Source organism: Cutibacterium sp. KBN10P07758 (assembly GCF_050286205.1).
In the GTDB taxonomy this organism is placed as follows: domain Bacteria; phylum Actinomycetota; class Actinomycetes; order Propionibacteriales; family Propionibacteriaceae; genus Cutibacterium; species Cutibacterium acnes.
The window spans coordinates 691029-707822 of sequence record NZ_JBNNQV010000001.1; the positions used below are offsets into that span (position 1 = coordinate 691029).

At 60.0% G+C, this 16794-nt stretch carries 15 protein-coding genes and 3 pseudogenes; 8 read left to right on the forward strand and 10 right to left on the reverse strand.

Features of this window, described 5'->3' with window-relative positions:
- Positions 1 to 196: 196 nt before the first annotated feature.
- The gene (locus ACOYO3_RS03405; protein WP_427305762.1) at positions 197 to 1657 is read right to left on the reverse strand and encodes a thioester domain-containing protein; all 1461 of its coding nucleotides are present in this window, start codon (positions 1655 to 1657) and stop codon (positions 197 to 199) included.
- Positions 1658 to 2050: 393 nt separating this feature from the next.
- Positions 2051 to 2161 (reverse strand): annotated as a pseudogene (locus ACOYO3_RS03410) (short chain dehydrogenase); the annotation flags it as partial.
- Positions 2162 to 2388: 227 nt separating this feature from the next.
- On the opposite strand from ACOYO3_RS03410, the gene ACOYO3_RS03415 reads away from it, so the two are divergent.
- The 3 genes from ACOYO3_RS03415 (at position 2389) to ACOYO3_RS03425 (ending at position 4621) form a co-directional block, all read left to right on the forward strand.
- On the forward strand, positions 2389 to 2859 hold the full coding sequence (locus tag ACOYO3_RS03415) for a Na+/H+ antiporter NhaC family protein (RefSeq protein WP_002514715.1): 471 nt from the start codon (positions 2389 to 2391) through the stop codon (positions 2857 to 2859).
- Positions 2838 to 3698 carry an SLC13 family permease gene (locus ACOYO3_RS03420; protein ID WP_002514714.1) on the forward strand — a complete coding sequence of 287 codons (861 nt, stop codon included), beginning with the start codon at positions 2838 to 2840 and terminating at the stop codon, positions 3696 to 3698. The genes ACOYO3_RS03415 and ACOYO3_RS03420 overlap by 22 nt, the downstream gene beginning before the upstream one ends.
- A gap of 119 nt (positions 3699 to 3817) precedes the next feature.
- Complete coding sequence (locus ACOYO3_RS03425; RefSeq protein ID WP_002514713.1) at positions 3818 to 4621, forward strand: hydroxymethylpyrimidine/phosphomethylpyrimidine kinase; 804 nt, start codon at positions 3818 to 3820, stop codon at positions 4619 to 4621.
- A 103-nt stretch (positions 4622 to 4724) separates the two neighbouring features.
- On the opposite strand, the gene ACOYO3_RS03430 is transcribed toward ACOYO3_RS03425, so the two are convergent.
- Positions 4725 to 5459: an SDR family oxidoreductase gene (locus ACOYO3_RS03430; RefSeq protein WP_002517617.1), complete on the reverse strand. Its 735-nt coding sequence runs from the start codon at positions 5457 to 5459 to the stop codon at positions 4725 to 4727.
- A gap of 196 nt (positions 5460 to 5655) precedes the next feature.
- Between ACOYO3_RS03430 and ACOYO3_RS03435 the strand changes: the two genes are divergently transcribed.
- The gene (locus ACOYO3_RS03435) at positions 5656 to 6075 is read left to right on the forward strand and encodes a hypothetical protein (protein ID WP_002514710.1); all 420 of its coding nucleotides are present in this window, start codon (positions 5656 to 5658) and stop codon (positions 6073 to 6075) included.
- Positions 6076 to 6409: 334 nt separating this feature from the next.
- On the opposite strand, the pseudogene ACOYO3_RS03440 reads toward ACOYO3_RS03435, so the two are convergent.
- The 5 genes and pseudogenes from ACOYO3_RS03440 to ACOYO3_RS03460 all read right to left on the reverse strand — a co-directional run bounded on the left by ACOYO3_RS03440 (position 6410) and on the right by ACOYO3_RS03460 (position 9612).
- Positions 6410 to 6639: pseudogene (locus ACOYO3_RS03440) on the reverse strand (hypothetical protein).
- A 10-nt stretch (positions 6640 to 6649) separates the two neighbouring features.
- Positions 6650 to 7291, reverse strand: a complete 642-nt coding sequence (locus ACOYO3_RS03445; RefSeq protein ID WP_014167039.1) for a Maf family protein — start codon at positions 7289 to 7291, stop codon at positions 6650 to 6652.
- Position 7292: 1 nt separating this feature from the next.
- Entirely contained in the window at positions 7293 to 7508 is a 216-nt protein-coding gene (locus tag ACOYO3_RS03450) for an acyl-CoA carboxylase subunit epsilon (RefSeq protein WP_002514708.1), read from the reverse strand.
- Positions 7509 to 7519: 11 nt separating this feature from the next.
- On the reverse strand, positions 7520 to 9094 hold the full coding sequence (locus ACOYO3_RS03455) for an acyl-CoA carboxylase subunit beta (RefSeq protein ID WP_002517667.1): 1575 nt from the start codon (positions 9092 to 9094) through the stop codon (positions 7520 to 7522).
- Positions 9095 to 9186: 92 nt separating this feature from the next.
- On the reverse strand, positions 9187 to 9612 hold the full coding sequence (locus ACOYO3_RS03460) for a hypothetical protein (protein ID WP_002517633.1): 426 nt from the start codon (positions 9610 to 9612) through the stop codon (positions 9187 to 9189).
- A 170-nt stretch (positions 9613 to 9782) separates the two neighbouring features.
- Between ACOYO3_RS03460 and ACOYO3_RS03465 the strand changes: the two genes are divergently transcribed.
- Positions 9783 to 10529 carry a biotin--[acetyl-CoA-carboxylase] ligase gene (locus ACOYO3_RS03465; RefSeq protein WP_254935033.1) on the forward strand — a complete coding sequence of 249 codons (747 nt, stop codon included), beginning with the start codon at positions 9783 to 9785 and terminating at the stop codon, positions 10527 to 10529.
- 47 nt (positions 10530 to 10576) lie between these two features.
- Entirely contained in the window at positions 10577 to 11293 is a 717-nt protein-coding gene (locus tag ACOYO3_RS03470) for a peptidase E (protein ID WP_002517608.1), read from the forward strand.
- Here the strand turns inward: ACOYO3_RS03470 and ACOYO3_RS03475 are convergent.
- On the reverse strand, positions 11280 to 11810 hold the full coding sequence (locus ACOYO3_RS03475) for a PH domain-containing protein (RefSeq protein WP_002524869.1): 531 nt from the start codon (positions 11808 to 11810) through the stop codon (positions 11280 to 11282). The genes ACOYO3_RS03470 and ACOYO3_RS03475 overlap by 14 nt on opposite strands.
- A 106-nt stretch (positions 11811 to 11916) precedes the next feature.
- Between ACOYO3_RS03475 and ACOYO3_RS03480 the strand changes: the two genes are divergently transcribed.
- Together ACOYO3_RS03480 and purE are read left to right on the forward strand one after the other, a co-directional pair.
- Positions 11917 to 13089: a 5-(carboxyamino)imidazole ribonucleotide synthase gene (locus ACOYO3_RS03480; RefSeq protein WP_002517664.1), complete on the forward strand. Its 1173-nt coding sequence runs from the start codon at positions 11917 to 11919 to the stop codon at positions 13087 to 13089.
- Positions 13082 to 13672: a 5-(carboxyamino)imidazole ribonucleotide mutase gene (purE, locus tag ACOYO3_RS03485; RefSeq protein ID WP_002514701.1), complete on the forward strand. Its 591-nt coding sequence runs from the start codon at positions 13082 to 13084 to the stop codon at positions 13670 to 13672. The genes ACOYO3_RS03480 and purE overlap by 8 nt, the downstream gene beginning before the upstream one ends.
- A 60-nt stretch (positions 13673 to 13732) precedes the next feature.
- On the opposite strand, the pseudogene ACOYO3_RS03490 reads toward purE, so the two are convergent.
- Positions 13733 to 16689: pseudogene (locus ACOYO3_RS03490) on the reverse strand (glycoside hydrolase family 2 TIM barrel-domain containing protein).
- Positions 16690 to 16794: the final 105 nt, after the last annotated feature.

Here is a 16794-nt window from a genome sequence, read left to right on the forward strand (position 1 = left end):
CGGGCGGGTGATTGTGCGTGCTTGCGGGGGGCGGGACGTGCGCCATGGAAGGGTGACGAACTGACGCGGCCGGTGCACGCTCGTGTCGAGGATCGTGGATGAACGAGGTGCGAAACGGCGGGGGCGTCCACCTGTGATGGTGGGCGCCCCCGCCGTGTTACGGGGTGATGGCCGTTATGGGGCCATCACCGTGGGATCACACACCCGTGTGAGGCATTAGCCCTGGGTGGCTGGGGCCGACCGGAATCATGGTCGGGGTTGGTGTCGGAACCACTGGTGCGGTGACCGTGGTGGTTTCGGCGTGTTCACCGCACTTGCCCTGGGCGAGCACCTTGCCGTTGCTATCGGTGAGGGTCTCCACCCAGTAGTAGGTGCCAGCCTGCCCGACGGTCACCTTGGGAGAGGCGATGTCGATGGGCTGGATGTGGTTGCCGGCCGGAACCGCGACGGGCTTGGTCGTGATAACCGAGTCGCCGCACATGTTCGGTAGTAGCCCCTTGTGGGACAGCTTGAACGTGATGTGGGCGCCTTCGGGGACCGTGCCGGTGATGTGGGCGGTATCGCCGAAGGGCTTGCCCACCTCGGCGGTCTGGTCGGCGGTGGTGGTCACTTTCACATCAACCGTCGGGGTTGGTGTCGGCGTCGGGGTTGGTGTCGGCGTCGGGGTTGGTGTCGGCGTCGGGGTTGGTGTCGGCGTCGGGGTTGGTGTCGGCGTCGGGGTTGGTGTCGGCGTCGGGGTTGGTGTCGGCGTCGGGGTTGGTGTCGGGGTTGGTGTCGGGGTTGGGGCCGGGCTTATTGGCTGAATGGGAACAATGATGCGATCTTGATGTCCCCGCTGCCCTGCCTCAAGGCTCAGGGCTGCACCGGCGAAATCTGAGGTCCCCCGTGCGTCGGACGTTGAGTCCAACGGATCTGAGACAGGAACAGCCTTTTTGATCAAATAATTATAAAGACTCGATATGTGCTTCTTTGCACTGTCGGGAACGGATATCAGCCTACCATTTTCATATTCGGTGATGTCATCGCTTTTCAGGGTGAAATCGTCACTGAAGTGCCATATTGCCGCCTGGGTGGCGGTTACGGCATCCCTGTGATCGGATCCTGTTGCATCATCGTTCCCATTGGCGGCGTTAGCTTGCTTCTCTAACTCGTCAAGAGCTTTGCTAGGGTAGCCGTTTTTCGCAATCCACCCAATCTTGGGGAGCGCGTTGGTGAGATTATCGTTGTAATGTGGTTTCAGTTCACTCCACTTGGTGAGAGTACCAGTGTCCTGATGGTACCGCTCCTGAAGCGAATTCTTCTCAATGCAGTACGCCAGTACTGGATCGCCATCTAGTGTATGAGAGTTATCTTGTGTGTCCGTCGGGTGGAGCGCCGTTAGATTAGCAAGCCCCGCAGCTGCTCCATCTTCGAGATAATATCCCGTGTAATAGAAGAGGCCGTCCCTCAGTGAGTCGCTGACGTAACTTGGGAGTTTCTTGTAGAAGGGGGAATCTGCGTATGCGGTCAGTGACACCGAGGCTTGATCTCCAGCCTTCGCATGAATTTCATTTACTGCGTCAGCCTTCGCGGGGAGCGGGGGCAGTAAAAGCGCAGACCCGGCAATGAGCACTCCGGTCAATACTGCGGTCGTGGGGGATTTAAACCTTTGTTTCATGTGGTTAGATGATCCTTTTGTTTTGGTTGTCTTGGAAAAATTATGTGAAACGAAAAATTATGTGAAACGATTGGTTGAGGGCTTTCTTTTCTTTTCTCCTTTTCCTTCGAAATCGTCAAATCGACGCGTAATCATATCAAAAATTATATACGGTGTCAACTGGGTAATTTGTGTTATGCGTTCTCGTGGCAAGACTTCCGGTCGTACGTGCGGCGAGTTGATCGCATTGGTCGCGATATTGTCCCCGTGATGATTTGGTTGAAGGTGCCTGGGGTCGTACGACCGTACCTCTGGGGCGTCGGCGGCATGACAATAGATGAGCTGAATGAGTCTTGTATATGCCATCAAGTGAGATTTGAGGCCGAAGAGGGCCGCTGGGTTGCTATGCGTTGATTGAGGCGCCGCGTCGACGTGGCTGGGGTGAATGGAGGTCACCTGGACTACGCCGCGTTCCTTTTCGCGTAGGGCGTGGGTGAGTGCTCGCAGTGCGTACTTTGATGCCGCGGGTGGCTCCGGTCACGAGGACGGAAAGTCTGAATATCTGCGCTATGAGACGGATTCTGTGGAATTATGAGGGGTAAAGGTGCAAGTCTCAGGGTGAGTGTTGCACGAATTCACGATGACGAGGAGTTCGTGTCCACCCGGTTCGCGAACTTGTGACGTCATCGGGGACTTCTGACTCGGGTCCGGACGGGGCTTGTGACACCCGCCTTCAAGGGAGAGGAGCGCAGATGATTAGTCTCACCATTGGACTAGCACTTGCCGTATCGATAGCCATCGGCCGCGTTCGGAAGATCAACATCGGTCTCGTCGCGATTCCGTTCGCCTACATCATCGGCGCGTTTTTCATGCATATAAAGCCGTCCGACGTCATCGACCTGTGGCCGAGCCACATCTTCTTTGCCATCCTCGCGATCTCGTTGTTCTTCGGATTTGCGATGGCCAACGGCACGCTCGCGGAGATCGCCAACGGGTTGCTCTATAGATTCCGTGCGGCTCCAGTCATGCTCCCGGTCATGATCTTCCTCGTGTCCGTGCTCATTTCGGCCTTGGGTGCCGGGTACTACGCCGTCATGGTGCTTATGGCGCCCATTGCTCTCCTCGTGTGTCGCAAGATCGGGATCAACCCGCTCGTTGGTGCGTTGTGCGCCGACTGCGGGGGCAGGTGGGGTCGAACCTTATGGTCGGCCTCAACGGGGTGATTTTCCGTAACCTCATCACTGGCGAGAAGTTTAGCTCAAACGAGGCTTTCGTGGTCTCGACGACGATCTTCGTCGTCTACCTCGTCATGACTTTCTTCATTATCCTGACGATGCTCTTCATCTCCTCGCATCAACGCAAACGCGACGGAATGATGGCTCAAAAAGTGACCTTTGCCGAACCCATACCACTGGACCGACGTCAGCGCACGAATGTGTGGCTCATCGGGGTTTTCGTCGTCATTCTTCTCGTGCCGCCGATCCTCCATCTTTGTATGCCGCACAACTCGGCCGTGACCTGGGTGAACTCGCGGGTCGATGTCTCGCTCTTCGCTATCCTCTTCGCCGTTGTCTGTGCGCTTATGAGGGTCGGTGAGGAGAAAGAGTCGCTCTTACACGTACCGTGGTCGACCCTCATCATGATCGGTGGGATGGGCATGCTCGTCTCGATAGCTGTCAAGGCGGGCACGATCTCGTTGCTTGCTGGGTGGGTTGGACACACCCCGAGACTGCTCATCCCCGTTGTTCTGTGCTTCCTGGCGGCAGTTTTGAACATGTTCGGCGGCAGCTTCGTCGGGGTTGTCGCCCCGGCTCTGTTCCCAGTCGTGGCGACCCTCGCGAGGGCGACCGGCATGAGCCCGGTGCTCCTGTACACGAGCACGACGATCGGTGGTCTGGCCACCGGTATCTCGCCATTCTCGGCCGGCGGAGCCATGGTTCTGGGATTCACCGACAAGGACGAGAGGGACGACATGTTCCACCGTGAGTTCGCCGTCGGCCTGCCTGTCTGTGTCGGCGCAGCGCTTGTCGTGAGTTTCTTGTGCTCGCTCGTGCTCGGCTGAGGGGGAAAGGATGAGCCGTGGTGACGTTGCCATCGGCTATCCCACCAATTCTGGGCCACGTTGTGGTTACTCCTCGGCAATTCCCGACGTTACTGGGAAGGCCTTCTAGACTTGACAGCGTGACGAAGATTGCACTTGCTATTGCCGGGTCCGAGGCGTCCGGTGGCGCTGGAGCCCAGACCGACCTCAAGACTTTTCACCAGCTCGGGGTGTTCGGATGCACGTCCTTGACGTGCATCGTCTCGTTTGACCCTCACAATGACTGGGGGCACCGGTTTGTGCCGGTGGACCCGCAAGTCATCCATGATCAGATTGAGGCGGCCGTTGCCGTCCATGGTCGGGTCGACGCCGTGAAGATCGGTATGCTCGGCACCCCGACGACGATTGGCGTCGTCGCTGAGGCTCTTGAGAGCTATCAGTTCCCTAAGGTCATCCTTGATCCGGTGCTCATCTGTAAGGGTCAGGAGCCCGGTGCCGCCCTTGACACCGACAATGCTTTGCGCGAGAAGCTCCTGCCACGAGCTGACGTCGTGACTCCGAACCTCTTCGAGACTCAGACCTTGGCCGGGGTGGACGAGATCACCTCCGTGGAAGCCCTTAAAGATGCTGCCAAGCGGATCGGTGACCAGGGAGTTCCGGTCGTCATCGCCAAGGCCGGCACCCTGCTGGACACTGGCACCGCTCTGGACGTCTACTACGACGGCCATGATTGCGAGGTCCTTGAAGTTCCTGCCGTCGGCCAGGAGCGCGTCTCTGGTGCTGGATGCACCTTGGCTGCCGCGATCACCGCGGAGATTGCCAAGGGGGCCAGCGCCCTCGATGCTGTCCGCACTGCTAAGCAGGTTGTCGTTTCGGCGATCGAAAACCGGATGCACGGCAACGCCCCGTTCGACTGCGTTTACCAGGGTAATTACCGAGCCTGAAACCATCACAAGGTTCACATGATGTTGGCCCTGGCATGTGATGATGCTGGGGCCAACTTGCCCCTTGCGCCCTCTGATGGCCCGGGTCGTGCTGCGGGGTGGATCAGCCGCGGAAGACTGGGCGCACTGAGAGTTCTTCGATCATGGCGTCCGGGCTGGCTTCCAAAGCTGCGCGCACGGTGACGGCAACCGACTGTGGACGCAGATGGTCGGCGGCGTTGTAGGGGCGCCCGGCCTGGGCTTGGAGCTCCACTTGCATGTCGGTGTCGACGCGGCCGGGGTGAATGGAGGTTACCCGGACTACGCCGCGTTCTTCTTCGCGTAGGGCGTGGGTGAGTGCTCGCAGTGCGTACTTTGATGCTGCGTATACGCCACCGCTGGCGGGGGTTCGCAGGAATCCTGATCCGGAATTGATCATGATGACATCGCCGTGGCTGGCGCGCAGTAGGGGAAGTACTAGGCGAGTGAGGTAGGCGACGGCGACGACGTTGATTTCTAGCACGCGGCGCCATTCGTCTCGGGGTTGGGAGGCAATATCGCCAGGTGACGCCGCGCTCACTCCTGCACTGTTAATAAGGACGTCAAGGTGGTCCAGGTGGGAGACGGCTGCAGCGGTGGCCTCCTCGTCGGTCAGATCGACGACGAAGGGGGAGGCGTTGGGTAGTTCTGATACCACGTTGTCGACGGCTTCTTGGTGGCGTCCTCCCACGATGATGTGGTGGTCGCGCCCTAGCTCGTCGGCGATGGCCCGCCCGATGCCGCGGGTGGCCCCGGTCACGAGGACACTCTTAGCACCATGGCTGTTGTGTGAAATTTCTGACGTCGTGGGCGCTTTCATAACGCCACCGTACTCGTCCTACCAGGAGCGATACCGCGTACACCATGGCCGACGTAGACGCCGGCGCGATGTATCTGCGGGTTGCCAACAACCTCAAGCGCCCCGCCCGCGCCCCTGACAGTGCGATCCATGCTGTGTGTCGTGCCTGATACTGCATGACCAGGTGTAAGGGACGATCAGCGATAGCATCGTCGGCATGAATGCCAGGGCAGCGGTCGCGGTGACGGTTCTGCTCGTCGTGGCAGGGTGTGCTCCTTCACACGGGGGAGCCGTGCCGAGCCCTTCTGCTGCATCCGCTACCCCGGCTCCTGCCGGTGCGGAGACGCTGGCGAATCTGGGGTTTAAATATGGCCCCCGGAATTTCCGGCTGCCCAAGGGACTGGCCGTCACGTTACGGGTTGATCACGTCAACAACATCACCCTGCTTACTGGGCCGGATACGTCGGGTAAAGTACACGATTTTCTGGCCGATAATCTGTCGGCATCGGGTTTTACAGTGACGGGAAACGCCAACGGATCCTTGACTTTCATCTCGAATCGCGGCGACACCAAGGGGTGGAGTGGAGGCTTCACCAGTTCCGACGAGGCGGCGGGGCTGACTTTGCGTCACGGCTGAAGCTGTGGAAGGTACAGGGCGGGACATGACACATATTAATAATCCATACAGTTCGTCTCGTGTGACTCGGAACCATCGGTGTAGTAATTGCTGTCACCTCCTATTCTGGGGATAGTCGAGTATTTCCTTTTTGGGGTGTACTGTGATGATGTCAAGCATCCACCCAGTGATAGGGAAACAATCGTTCAGATTGCGTAGAAGAAAATCTGAGGTGAGTATCTCGCCGTGGGATAATCCTGTTCGGAAGGATGCTTTAAAAGATATTGCTGCGGCTAGCATGAGAAGTCCGGTTGGCTCTCTGGCGGTAATGCTAATTACCCTGACGCAACATCTGTTACATGTTGAAGGGTCGCATGGGTGAACCGTTCTTTCTGTTCTGGTCAAACCCGACCATGGGGACGATGTGAACAATACTGGGGGTATCACCCAAGGAGATGCGCTCGGGCTCTCCTGGTCATCGTTGGTTAAACGTCAGGTGGCATGCAATCGAGCGCTCAAGCGGTGCTGACGAGACACATCGATGCCCGTAATCTGCGACGGAACCTTAAACCGCCCCGGGACGATCTTCCCACCGTCAGCTCAGATGGCCACCCTTCGGACCGTTCCACAGTGAGGACCATTCGACGTCGAGGTCCATGAGCATCTGGCGCAGCAGGGGTAGAGAGATACCGGTGACATTGTGGGGATCACCGTTGATACGAGTAATAAAGGCGCCGCCCAAACCGTCGATAGTGAACGCCCCCGCCACCGCGGCGGGTTCCCCACTGTCCACGTAGGCGTCGATTTCGGCGTCGGTGAGGTCGGCAAATGTGACGACGGTTTGGCCGATGCGGGTCTGCTCGCGTAACTGCCCGTTCACAATGACCGCGACGTGATGGCCGCTCACCAACACGCCCTGGTGACCGCGCATCCGACGCCACCACTGCCGGGCGCGCTCGGCAGTGTGAGGTTTGCCGAGAATGCGTCCGTCAAGGTTGAGAACGGAATCGCAGGCCACCACGATCATCCGGTCAGCGGGGTACTCCTCAAGAGCTCCGGATTCGATGACTGAGTGGGCCTTGAGGCGGGACAACCTCGCCGTCATGGCAACCGCGTCCTCCCCGCGCAGATGACTCTCATCGGCCCCTGATGCGATGACGACGGGCTCGATACCGGCGGAACGCAACATACGTAGCCGAGCTGGGGACTTCGAGGCAAGAACGAAACAGGTCGTCATATCAGTAGCGTCGCAAAGATCCACGCCAGGCTGCCTGGCCGGGCATAAAAGGTTCACGGATGGTACGCCAATACGATTTCCAGCCAAAGGCGATCGGCCGGTCATCAGGCACGTAGGCGTTCGGGCTGGGGCGAGTGAGCTCGGCCAACACCGTCACCAGCGCGCCGAGCTCCTCGTCGGTGAGATTCCCCTTCGTCACCGTAATTGCATCGTTCATGGCGCCCTCACTCACAGCGGGATGTTTCCGTGCTTCTTGGGAGGCAGGGTCTCACGCTTGGTACGCAGCAGACGAAGGGTGCGGATGACCGAGGCGCGAGTCTCGTGCGGATGGATAACCTGGTCGATCCAACCGCGCTCGGCAGCCTGGTACGGGTTCGATAGCGTCGTCTCGTATTCGTCAATGAGCTCTTTGCGCTTGGCCTGTGGATCAGGATCCGTGGCAAGGGTGCGTCGATGCAGGATGCTGACGGCCCCCTCGGCCCCCATGACGGCGATCTGTGCGGTAGGCCAGGCCAGATTGACGTCGGCGCCGAGGGTCTTGGACCCCATCACGATGTAGGCACCGCCGTAGGCCTTGCGGGTGACGACGGTCAGTAGCGGCACGGTGGCCTCAGCGTAGGCATAAATGAGTTTGGCGCCGCGGCGGATAATGCCGTCGTGCTCTTGCTCGACGCCGGGTAGGAAACCAGGGGTGTCGACGAAGGTGAGCACCGGAATGTTAAAAGAGTCGCAGGTGCGTACGAACCGGGCGGCCTTCTCAGATGCGTCGATGTCGAGGGTGCCGGCATTGATCATCGGTTGGTTGGCGACGATGCCGATCGCACGACCTTCAATGCGTCCGAATCCGCAGATGACGTTGGGGGCGAAAAGTTCGTGGATCTCCAGGAAGGTGTCTTCGTCCAGCACGGTCGTAATGACCTCGTGCATGTCATAGGGCTGATGTGAAGAGTCCGGGATGAGAACGTCGAGCTTGCGGTCGTGATCGGTGATCGTCAGGTCGGCCTCGCCATCGTCGTAGAACGGCGGATCCTCAAGGTTGTTCTGCGGAAGATAGCTAATGAGGCCGCGGACGAACTCGAGAGCATCGTCCTCGTCATTGGCCAGGTAGTGGGAATTGCCTGACTTGACGGAGTGGGTGCGTGCGCCGCCCAGCTCTTCGAGAGAGACGTCCTCACCGGTGACTTGCTTGACGACAGCCGGGCCGGTGATGAACATCTGGGAGGTCTGGTCGACCATAACAATGAAGTCAGTGAGGGCAGGAGAGTAGACGTGGCCTCCGGCCGCCGCACCCATGATGATGGAGATCTGGGGGATAACACCGGAGGCCCTGGTGTTGCGGCGGAAAATATCACCGAAGCGGGCCAGGGAGGCCACTCCCTCTTGGATGCGTGCGCCGCCGCCCTCATTGATGCCGATAAGGGGACAACCAGTCTTGACGGCGAAGTCAATGATTTTGCAGATTTTCTCGCCGTAGACTTCGCCGAGGGATCCGCCGAAGATAGTGACGTCCTGGCTGAATACACAAACCGGGCGACCATGGATCGCGCCGACACCGGTGATGACCCCGTCGGTGTACGGACGTTTGCGGTCCATGCCGAAGTTCGTTGAGCGGTGACGGGCGAACTCGTCAAGCTCAGTAAAGGAATCTTCATCGAGTAGCCGTAAGATGCGTTCCCGGGCGGTCATCTTTCCGGTGGCATGTTGCTTTTCGATGGCCGAGGGGGATGCGGCATTGACGGCCTCGTCGATCCTCCGACCGAGGTCGGCGATCTTCCCGGCCGTGGTGTGGATGTCGATCTCCATATGCTGAGACTATCCGTCAGAGGCGACAAATGTGGTGCCGGGCCGCTCCCCGGGACGACTTATCCCCGGGACGATTTAATGGTGCCGCGGGATCACTGGGAGGCAGTCGTCTCCTGCCGACTCACAGATGCACTAGCGCGCAGCACCACCGCCACAGCAGCCAGGGCAACCGCGGTGATGATGACTGGCAGGTAGAGGCTGTGGGAGACCGGATTCGTCGCCGCTCTTCGGCACACTGCTGAGGCCAGGAAGGTGACGATGAAGGCCAGGCTGTCGAGGCCGAAGTGTGGATCGGCATGAGATGCGACGACAACGAGGAAGATTGCGGCGATGCCGGTCGTGGTACAGGTGAGAGTGGCGCTCGACTGCGTATCGGGTAGAGGGCCGATAATCGCCAGGCACAACAGTGCTGCGATGAGGAACACGGCGAGGATGCGACGGGAGTGCTCGTAGAGCGTTTGCATGGTGTCTCCGTATTTATTGCCGCGGTGATCTGTCGTCTCTTTCAGCGATGACATATCTATTTAGGATAACAATAGGGAACCCGGCGTTGGTCCGGCCGTCGCGCGTGGGTACTTTTGGGTAGTCTGAGCAGGTGCCGTCCACACCTTCGCCTATTGCTGATCGCGTTCTTGAGCTTGCCGGGGACACCCTTTTTACGGGGCCTCGTGGGGGAGGAGTTACCTGCATTGACTCCACCGGTTCCACTAACGCCGACATGGCTGCTTTCGTGCGAGCAGGGGGAACGTCTTTCTGCCTACTCGTTGCTGACCACCAAGAGGGCGGGCGTGGACGGTTCACGCGCAGTTGGCAGGATGTCCCCGGTACGAGTTTGGCGATCTCAGCGTTGGTGCCCAATGATCGTCCGTCGCAGGACTGGGGCTGGCTGTCGATGGTTGCGGGGCTCGCTGTTGTCAAGGTCATCAAGGAGGTCGGTGGGGCTGACCGTTCCCGAGTGACGCTGAAGTGGCCCAATGATGTGCTCGTGGATCTGGACACTGACCAGGGCGGCAAAGTGTGCGGAATTCTCTCAGAACGCGTTGACGGTCCAGCCGGTCCGCACGCCGTCATCGGAATCGGCATCAACGTTTCGATGGGGCGTGACGAATTGCCCCTGCCGACGGCGACCTCTCTGGCTCTGTGTGGGTTGAACCACGACAAGAATGAGTTGCTGGCCAGCCTTCTCATCCACCTTGACGAGCTATTAACAGTGTGGTTGGAGACCGGAACGGTGCGGGATCAGTATGTGGCCCGCTGTGACACCATTGGTACTCCGGTCCGTCTGACCTTCGACCCAGAAATCGTGGGTGGTGGTGAGGGGGCCATTGAGGGCATCGGTGTCGACGTTGACGTTGATGGCGCTATCGTGGTGGAAACTTCTGACGGGCGTCGCAGTTTCAACGCTGCTGACGTTCATCATTTGCGAACCAGGTGAGTTCCGCTACGGCGTCCTGAGCGTTCCCACCATCTAGACTGCTGACTATGACGACCCACATCTTGGCCCTTGGTGGTGGCGGTTTTTCGATGTCGAACCGCGGTGAGCCTACCGCTCTCGACCGTCACATCCTTGACCTGTCTGGAAAGTCTTCCCCCCTGGTGTGCTTCGCCCCCACCGCAGCTGCTGACGATCCGGTCTACGTCAACCGTTTTCTGGCCGCCTATTCGGCCCTCGGGGTGCGCAACATGGTGTTGACACTGTGGCAGGGAGCAGCGGAGTCGGTGGAGCGTCTCTCTCAAGCGGACATCGTTGTCTCTGGTGGTGGATCAGCCGCCAACCTTATGGCGCTGTGGAAGATGCACGGGGTCGACCACGTGATTCGGCGCATGATCGCAGCTGACAGCGACGTCGTCCTCGCCGGTGTCTCTGCTGGTGCAGCGTGCTGGTTCTCCGGGTGTCTAACCGACGCTTTCGGGGATCTGCGAGCTTGGCGTGGCGGTATGGGTCTGTTGGACGGTTCTTTCTGTCCTCACTTCGACGGTGAGTCCGAGCGAGCGCCTATCTACGCCCAAGCGGTCGCCAACGGGGTGCTTCCTGGCGGATACGCGGTCGACGATGGGGCGGCGGTGCATTTTGTCGACGGAATGTTCGCTGGGGCGGTCGCTGAGCATGAAAGGGCCGAGGTATCAAGGTTCTCTGCCTCTGATGAGCCGACATCGTCGGGAGTTCTGCGCGAGGAACTCGACGTCACCGTGCTGTGACCGATTCCTCGCAGTAGTCGTTCAGGTACTCGCCGTATCCGTTGTCCGTCAGGTCCGTGAAGAGGTCGACGACCCGACGTGCCCCGGGGACATCGTTAAGCACCATCTGGTCGGACGGGGTAGTGAGGATGAGTGTTCCGCAGCCCATCATCCGGTCAAACAACGCGGCCTGCCATGACACATCAATGAGGCTGTCAATCATGACATCGTGGCCGCGTCGAACGACAACGCCATGGCGTAACATGACGCGGCGATCGGTGATCGTCATCGTTGTCGTGAACCATGTCAGCCAGGGGGAGAGGGTGCCGACGATAATGAGTGCGACTGCGATAGTGACAACGATCGGCCAATACTGTGCTCGCATGTCGGAAGGCATGATTCCAAGCAGAGCGGCCGCTCCGACAACCCCAACAAACCCCATGACGACGGGCCAGAAGAGGGCTTTGGCGTGACGACGGGTGTGCACGAGTACCGTCTCGTTACGGTTATGCCTCAGTGGCTGTCCAACTCGCACCATGTTTCCAGTATGGACGATTCGCGCTGCGAGGTGATTGCGGCTGCGGGAGGTGAGTCTGAGTCCTACGCCCGTCACGGTGGGCGTTTTATGTCCGGTGGTCGTTACGATGAACGTCGTGACGTCTTACACCATCGGAATCATTGGCGGCGGGCAGTTAGCCCGCATGATGCATCAGGCTGCGATCGGATTGGGGGTGCGCACCCGCCTGCTGGCCTCTGATCCTGAAGAGTCTGCGGCCCAGGTGATGTCTGACGTCGTCGTTGGCTCCCACCTCGACCACGACGCTGTTATGAATTTCGCCGCCGGGTGCGATGTCGTCACCTTCGACCACGAACACGTACCGACGGTCCTCGTTGAGGAGATGGAAGAGGCCGGGTACGCGGTCCGCCCAGGGGCGGCCGCCATGGTTCACGCGCAAGACAAGGTCGTCATGCGTGAGTTTATGGAGCGCGAGGGTTTCCCGAATCCTGCGTGGCAGGTTTGCGACACTCCCGAAGACCTCGTCTCTTTTGGTCATGACCGTGGCTGGCCTGTCATTGCGAAAACCTCCCGTGGCGGTTATGACGGCAAAGGAGTGTTCAAGATCGACGGCCCCGATGGTGCTGGTGAGCCCTTTGACGCGGCCGGGGATCTGGCCGACGGCAAGCAGCCGATTCGTATTCTCGCGGAAGAGTTCGTCGATTTCCGACGCGAACTCTCCGCGGTCGTCGTGCGCTCCCCGTCGGGTCAGGGAGCCGCGTACCCGGTTACCGAAACTATTCAGCGTCACGGGGTATGTGCGGAGACTATCAGCCCGGCCCCTGACCTCTCGTCGGACCGTCAAGTTGAGCTGCAAACCATGGCGCTCGACATTGCTGGACGCCTCGACGTCATCGGGGTGCTGGCAGTCGAGCTGATGGAGCGTGAGGACGGATCCGTCGTCGTCAATGAGCTGGCGACCCGTCCTCACAACACTGCCCATTGGACGATCGACGGAGCTGAGACGAGTCAGTTTGGAAACCACATGCGAGCCGTGCTTAACCTACCCCTCGGTTCACCGGCCCTGATCGCTCCCGTAGTTGTCATGGCCAACGTCCTCGGTGGGTCCGAAGAGGATTTGACCGGGGCTTTGCAACATTGCTTCGCTCGTGACCCAGAACTTCGCGTCGAGCTGTACGGCAAGTCCGTGCGGCCCGGTCGCAAGGTCGGTCACGTCACCTGCCTTGGTAACGACATTGAGACGACTCATCGTCGGGCCCGCCATGCCGCCGCCTACCTTATGGGAGAACACGATGCCTGAGACCACCACTGCTAGCCGTAAGCCGCGCCGAGGTGAGAAGGTCAAAACAACCACCGGGGGAGCACGCCGGCTGGCGTGCGACGCCAATGGCCCTCAAGTGTCGATCATCATGGGCTCGGACTCTGACTGGCCGACGATGGAGCCTGCGGCTCAGGTGCTTACCGACTTCAATGTGGGATTTGAGGCTGACGTCGTGTCGGCCCACCGCATGCCTGAGGACATGATCGAGTTCGGTCGAGGCGCGCACAAGCGCGGTATCAAGGTGATCATCGCCGGTGCTGGCGGTGCCGCCCATCTGCCGGGCATGGTCGCCGCGCTGACCCCGCTGCCGGTTATCGGGGTTCCCGTGCCGCTAGCCCACCTCGACGGTATGGATTCCTTGCTATCGATCGTTCAGATGCCAGGTGGTGTGCCGGTGGCGACGGTCGGCGTCGGTAATGCCAAGAACGCCGGCCTGCTAGCGGTACGGATTCTTGCCGCGTCGACCCCTGAGCTGTGCGAGGCCATGGTCAAGTACCAGTCCGATTTGCACGATGTGGCTGCGGGCAAGGGCGAGAAAGTGCGTCGTCACTCCTGTCCCTGAGCGACTACCGAGAGTTCATTGCTGAGCTGGCCCGGGATTGGGCCAGCTACGACCCGGCCATTAGATCAGCGACAGGGTTAGTGACAGGTCAACCGGTTGGGCATACAGTCGGTGAAACATGATCGGCATCGGGCCGCAGGACGTCGATCCAAGCGGGGCTGACACGGCGTCCAAGGTAAGCCAGGTGTGCCCGTCGGGCTTCAGGTCCCAGGTATGGGCGGCAGTCAGCAAGGCCTGTGAAGTCCACGGCCGGGCCGCGAATGCCGGCCAGCTACCGTCTGCAGTGATCCGCAGGCCGCCGTTCGAACCGCTGATCGTCAGTTCGTGGACTCCCTGGCGAAGGCCGTTCTCCTGGGGCATGGCATAGGGGTTTTGCAGGTCATCCACCTCTCCATTCCAGCGTCCCCAGATGGCGGTGTGCTGAGAATCGGGATAGTTCTCGGTCGGCCCGAGGCCAAACCATGAAACGGTGGTCCATTCTGCGGGCAGGCCGATTGTCACGCCAATGCGACCGAGCATGGTCGGCCAGTATCCGTGCGGATCGACGTGGAGGTCAAGGTGCACCCCTTCGGAACCATCATTGGTCTGGATGGCGCGCCAACTCCACGTTGTCGTCATGGAATTGCGTGCGGCGGCAGCAGCGCTGCGAGTAACGACGACCAACTCATCGCCCTCGTCGCGCACCGACGTCGTGGTGTGGACGAGTCGGTCGAGACCAGCTGCGAGTGCTGCGTCACCAATAGCGTTGCGGGCCAGTGAACTTGCCCGATCGTTGTCAATGGGGGCACGGAAGAGGTCAAGAACAGGAGCGACGAGGTTCGCGTTACCCCATGTCACGAGGCGACCACGACGGTCAAAGTGTGCTGGTCCGAGACTCCAGCCAGTACCGTCACGATGCGGCTGTGACGATGCCGGAAGATAGAGGCGGGGGCCCGGCTTGGGAACCAGCAGAGCTGATGTCCGGGCTACAACGTGACCGGCCGGTGCCCAGATGGTGTCCCTCACCAGCTTCGCTTCCACGACGACAACCATCCGATCGGAGATCTCGTCAGGAAGTGGCACGGTCCCAGTCCAGATTTGGTGGGCGGCCAAGGCGCCGACCTCGAGAACTCCTGTCTGGACGTACTCGTCGTCGTCAATGAGCTGCCACACGAATGTGAGGTCGGATAGGTCTGAGAAATCACGTCGGTTGATCACGGTGATGCCGTTGCCATCGCGCAGTTGCTCGCTGTCGACCTCGATGCGCACCGCCCCCATCGTCGCCGTAAACTCCAGCAGGCCTGGGGAAGGAGTGCGATCGGGCAGGACGAGCCCATCACAAACGAAGTTTGAATCGTGCAGGACCTCACCGAAGTCGCCCCCGTAGGCATAGCCACGTCCAGTGTCGATGCCGTGATCGATCCACTCCCAGATGAATCCACCATGCATGCGGTCACGGTGGAAGTGCGGGTCGAAGCAGCGCTCCTCGTAGGCGTCGAGTTCTCCGGGGCCATTACCCATCGCATGGGCGAACTCGCACATGAAGAAGGGCAGCCCGAGCTCGCGTCCCGTCTGCGGAGCAGGCTCGGCCCCGGGCATGACGGTGCGGTCCCGCACGGCCTCGACCCACTCCATGGACGGATACATGACCGTCCATACATCGCAGATGGCGTGGGCGTCGTCCCCCTCGTAGTGGGTGAAACGGGATGGGTCACGATTCTTAACCCAGTCGTTCATAAGACGAATGCCTTCGCCACAGTGGGATTCGTTGCCCATCGACCACCCGATGATGGCGGGATGATTCTTGTCGCGTTCGACGGTGCGTTGAATGCGGTTAAGTAGGCAGTCATACCAGCGGTCGTCATTGGTCGGGTTGCCGTCCCAGCCACCCCTCTCGAAGCCATGGGTCTCGAGGTCACACTCAAGGAGGACCCAGACGCCATATTCATCGCACAGATCGAGGAAACGAACATTCGGCGGGTAGTGCGAGGTGCGAATGGCATTGACGCCGTGGCGCTTCATGAGCTCGAGGTCAGCGCGCATCGTCTGCTCACCGAGGGTTCGCCCGGTGCGTGGATGCCATTCGTGGCGGTTAACCCCACGGAATACGATTTTTCTCCGTTGACGGTGATGATATCTCCGGCAATGGCGACACTCCGGAATCCGATCCTTATAGTGACGGTTTCGGTATCGGTGGAGACCGTGGCGTCGTAGAGCTTGGGGGTTTCGGCGGTCCACGGTTGCGCGTCGGGGATCGCCACTTCGGTGTTGCAGGTGGTGGCGAGCTCAAGCTCGGGGATGGCCACGGTTGCGCCCTCCGGCCCGTCGATGAGGAGCTTGGCGTCACCGTCCCAAGAGGCATGGACGAAAAGGTCGTCAATGCCGCCATGAGGCCGAGCCAGCAAGGTGACCTCGCGGAAGATTCCTGACATTCTCCACATGTCTTGGTCTTCGAGGAATGTACCGTCAGACCACTGGCTGACGGCCACAGCGAGCACATTGCGGCCAGAACGCAGCTGCGACGTGACGTCGAACTCGCTGGTGAGACGCGAACCCTTGGTCCATCCTAGTTCGACCCCGTTGAACCAAACACGGGCAAAGGAATCGACGCCCTCGAAGCGCAGCAGCACTCGCTTGGCGTCGGTGAATTCTTTTCCGACCTCGAAAGTGTGACGGTAGCACCCGGTGGGGTTCTCATTGGGAACGACGATGTCCTCGTCTGAGGCGGGAACCAGGATGGGGTAGTTGGTGTTGAGGTAAGCCGGACGGCCAAAGGGCGCGTTTCCGGCTGGGTCGACCATGTGCCAGGAGGACGGCACGGCGAGGTCGACGAAATCGGTGTCGTCGAACTGAGGATCGGGGAAGCCAGCCGGTGCATCGTGGGGTGAGTCGACTAGCTGAAACCGCCAGGTTCCAGACAAATCGAGGGTGGGGGCGTCGGTATGCAGGTGAGCTCGGGGAGCTACCGGACCGTGCCAGGGAATAAGGTTCGTCAGAGCATCGTCGAGCCTGTGTGCGGTGTCGGCATTGGCAACCATGGCACCAACCTTAGAGAGTCATGATGAAAACGTGTGCATCACGCTCTCAAAAGGGTGACTATCGGTAGTGCCCGCCTAGGGGAGGTTCTCGATGTGACGGTGACT

What these genes read in the sequence shown, in the direction of transcription:
- ACOYO3_RS03430 (WP_002517617.1), bottom strand. Translation starts at nt 5,459, where the DNA reads ATGAAAGCGCCCACGACGTCAGAAATTTCACACAACAGCCATGGTGCT.
- ACOYO3_RS03470 (WP_002517608.1), top strand. Translation starts at nt 10,577, where the DNA reads ATGACGACCCACATCTTGGCCCTTGGTGGTGGCGGTTTTTCGATGTCG.
- ACOYO3_RS03475 (WP_002524869.1), bottom strand. Translation starts at nt 11,810, where the DNA reads ATGGTGCGAGTTGGACAGCCACTGAGGCATAACCGTAACGAGACGGTA.
- ACOYO3_RS03405 (WP_427305762.1), bottom strand. Translation starts at nt 1,657, where the DNA reads ATGAAACAAAGGTTTAAATCCCCCACGACCGCAGTATTGACCGGAGTG.
- ACOYO3_RS03445 (WP_014167039.1), bottom strand. Translation starts at nt 7,291, where the DNA reads ATGACGACCTGTTTCGTTCTTGCCTCGAAGTCCCCAGCTCGGCTACGT.
- ACOYO3_RS03455 (WP_002517667.1), bottom strand. Translation starts at nt 9,094, where the DNA reads ATGGAGATCGACATCCACACCACGGCCGGGAAGATCGCCGACCTCGGT.
- purE (WP_002514701.1), top strand. Translation starts at nt 13,082, where the DNA reads ATGCCTGAGACCACCACTGCTAGCCGTAAGCCGCGCCGAGGTGAGAAG.
- ACOYO3_RS03480 (WP_002517664.1), top strand. Translation starts at nt 11,917, where the DNA reads ATGAACGTCGTGACGTCTTACACCATCGGAATCATTGGCGGCGGGCAG.
- ACOYO3_RS03415 (WP_002514715.1), top strand. Translation starts at nt 2,389, where the DNA reads ATGATTAGTCTCACCATTGGACTAGCACTTGCCGTATCGATAGCCATC.
- ACOYO3_RS03460 (WP_002517633.1), bottom strand. Translation starts at nt 9,612, where the DNA reads ATGTCATCGCTGAAAGAGACGACAGATCACCGCGGCAATAAATACGGA.
- ACOYO3_RS03435 (WP_002514710.1), top strand. Translation starts at nt 5,656, where the DNA reads ATGAATGCCAGGGCAGCGGTCGCGGTGACGGTTCTGCTCGTCGTGGCA.
- ACOYO3_RS03450 (WP_002514708.1), bottom strand. Translation starts at nt 7,508, where the DNA reads ATGAACGATGCAATTACGGTGACGAAGGGGAATCTCACCGACGAGGAG.
- ACOYO3_RS03420 (WP_002514714.1), top strand. Translation starts at nt 2,838, where the DNA reads ATGGTCGGCCTCAACGGGGTGATTTTCCGTAACCTCATCACTGGCGAG.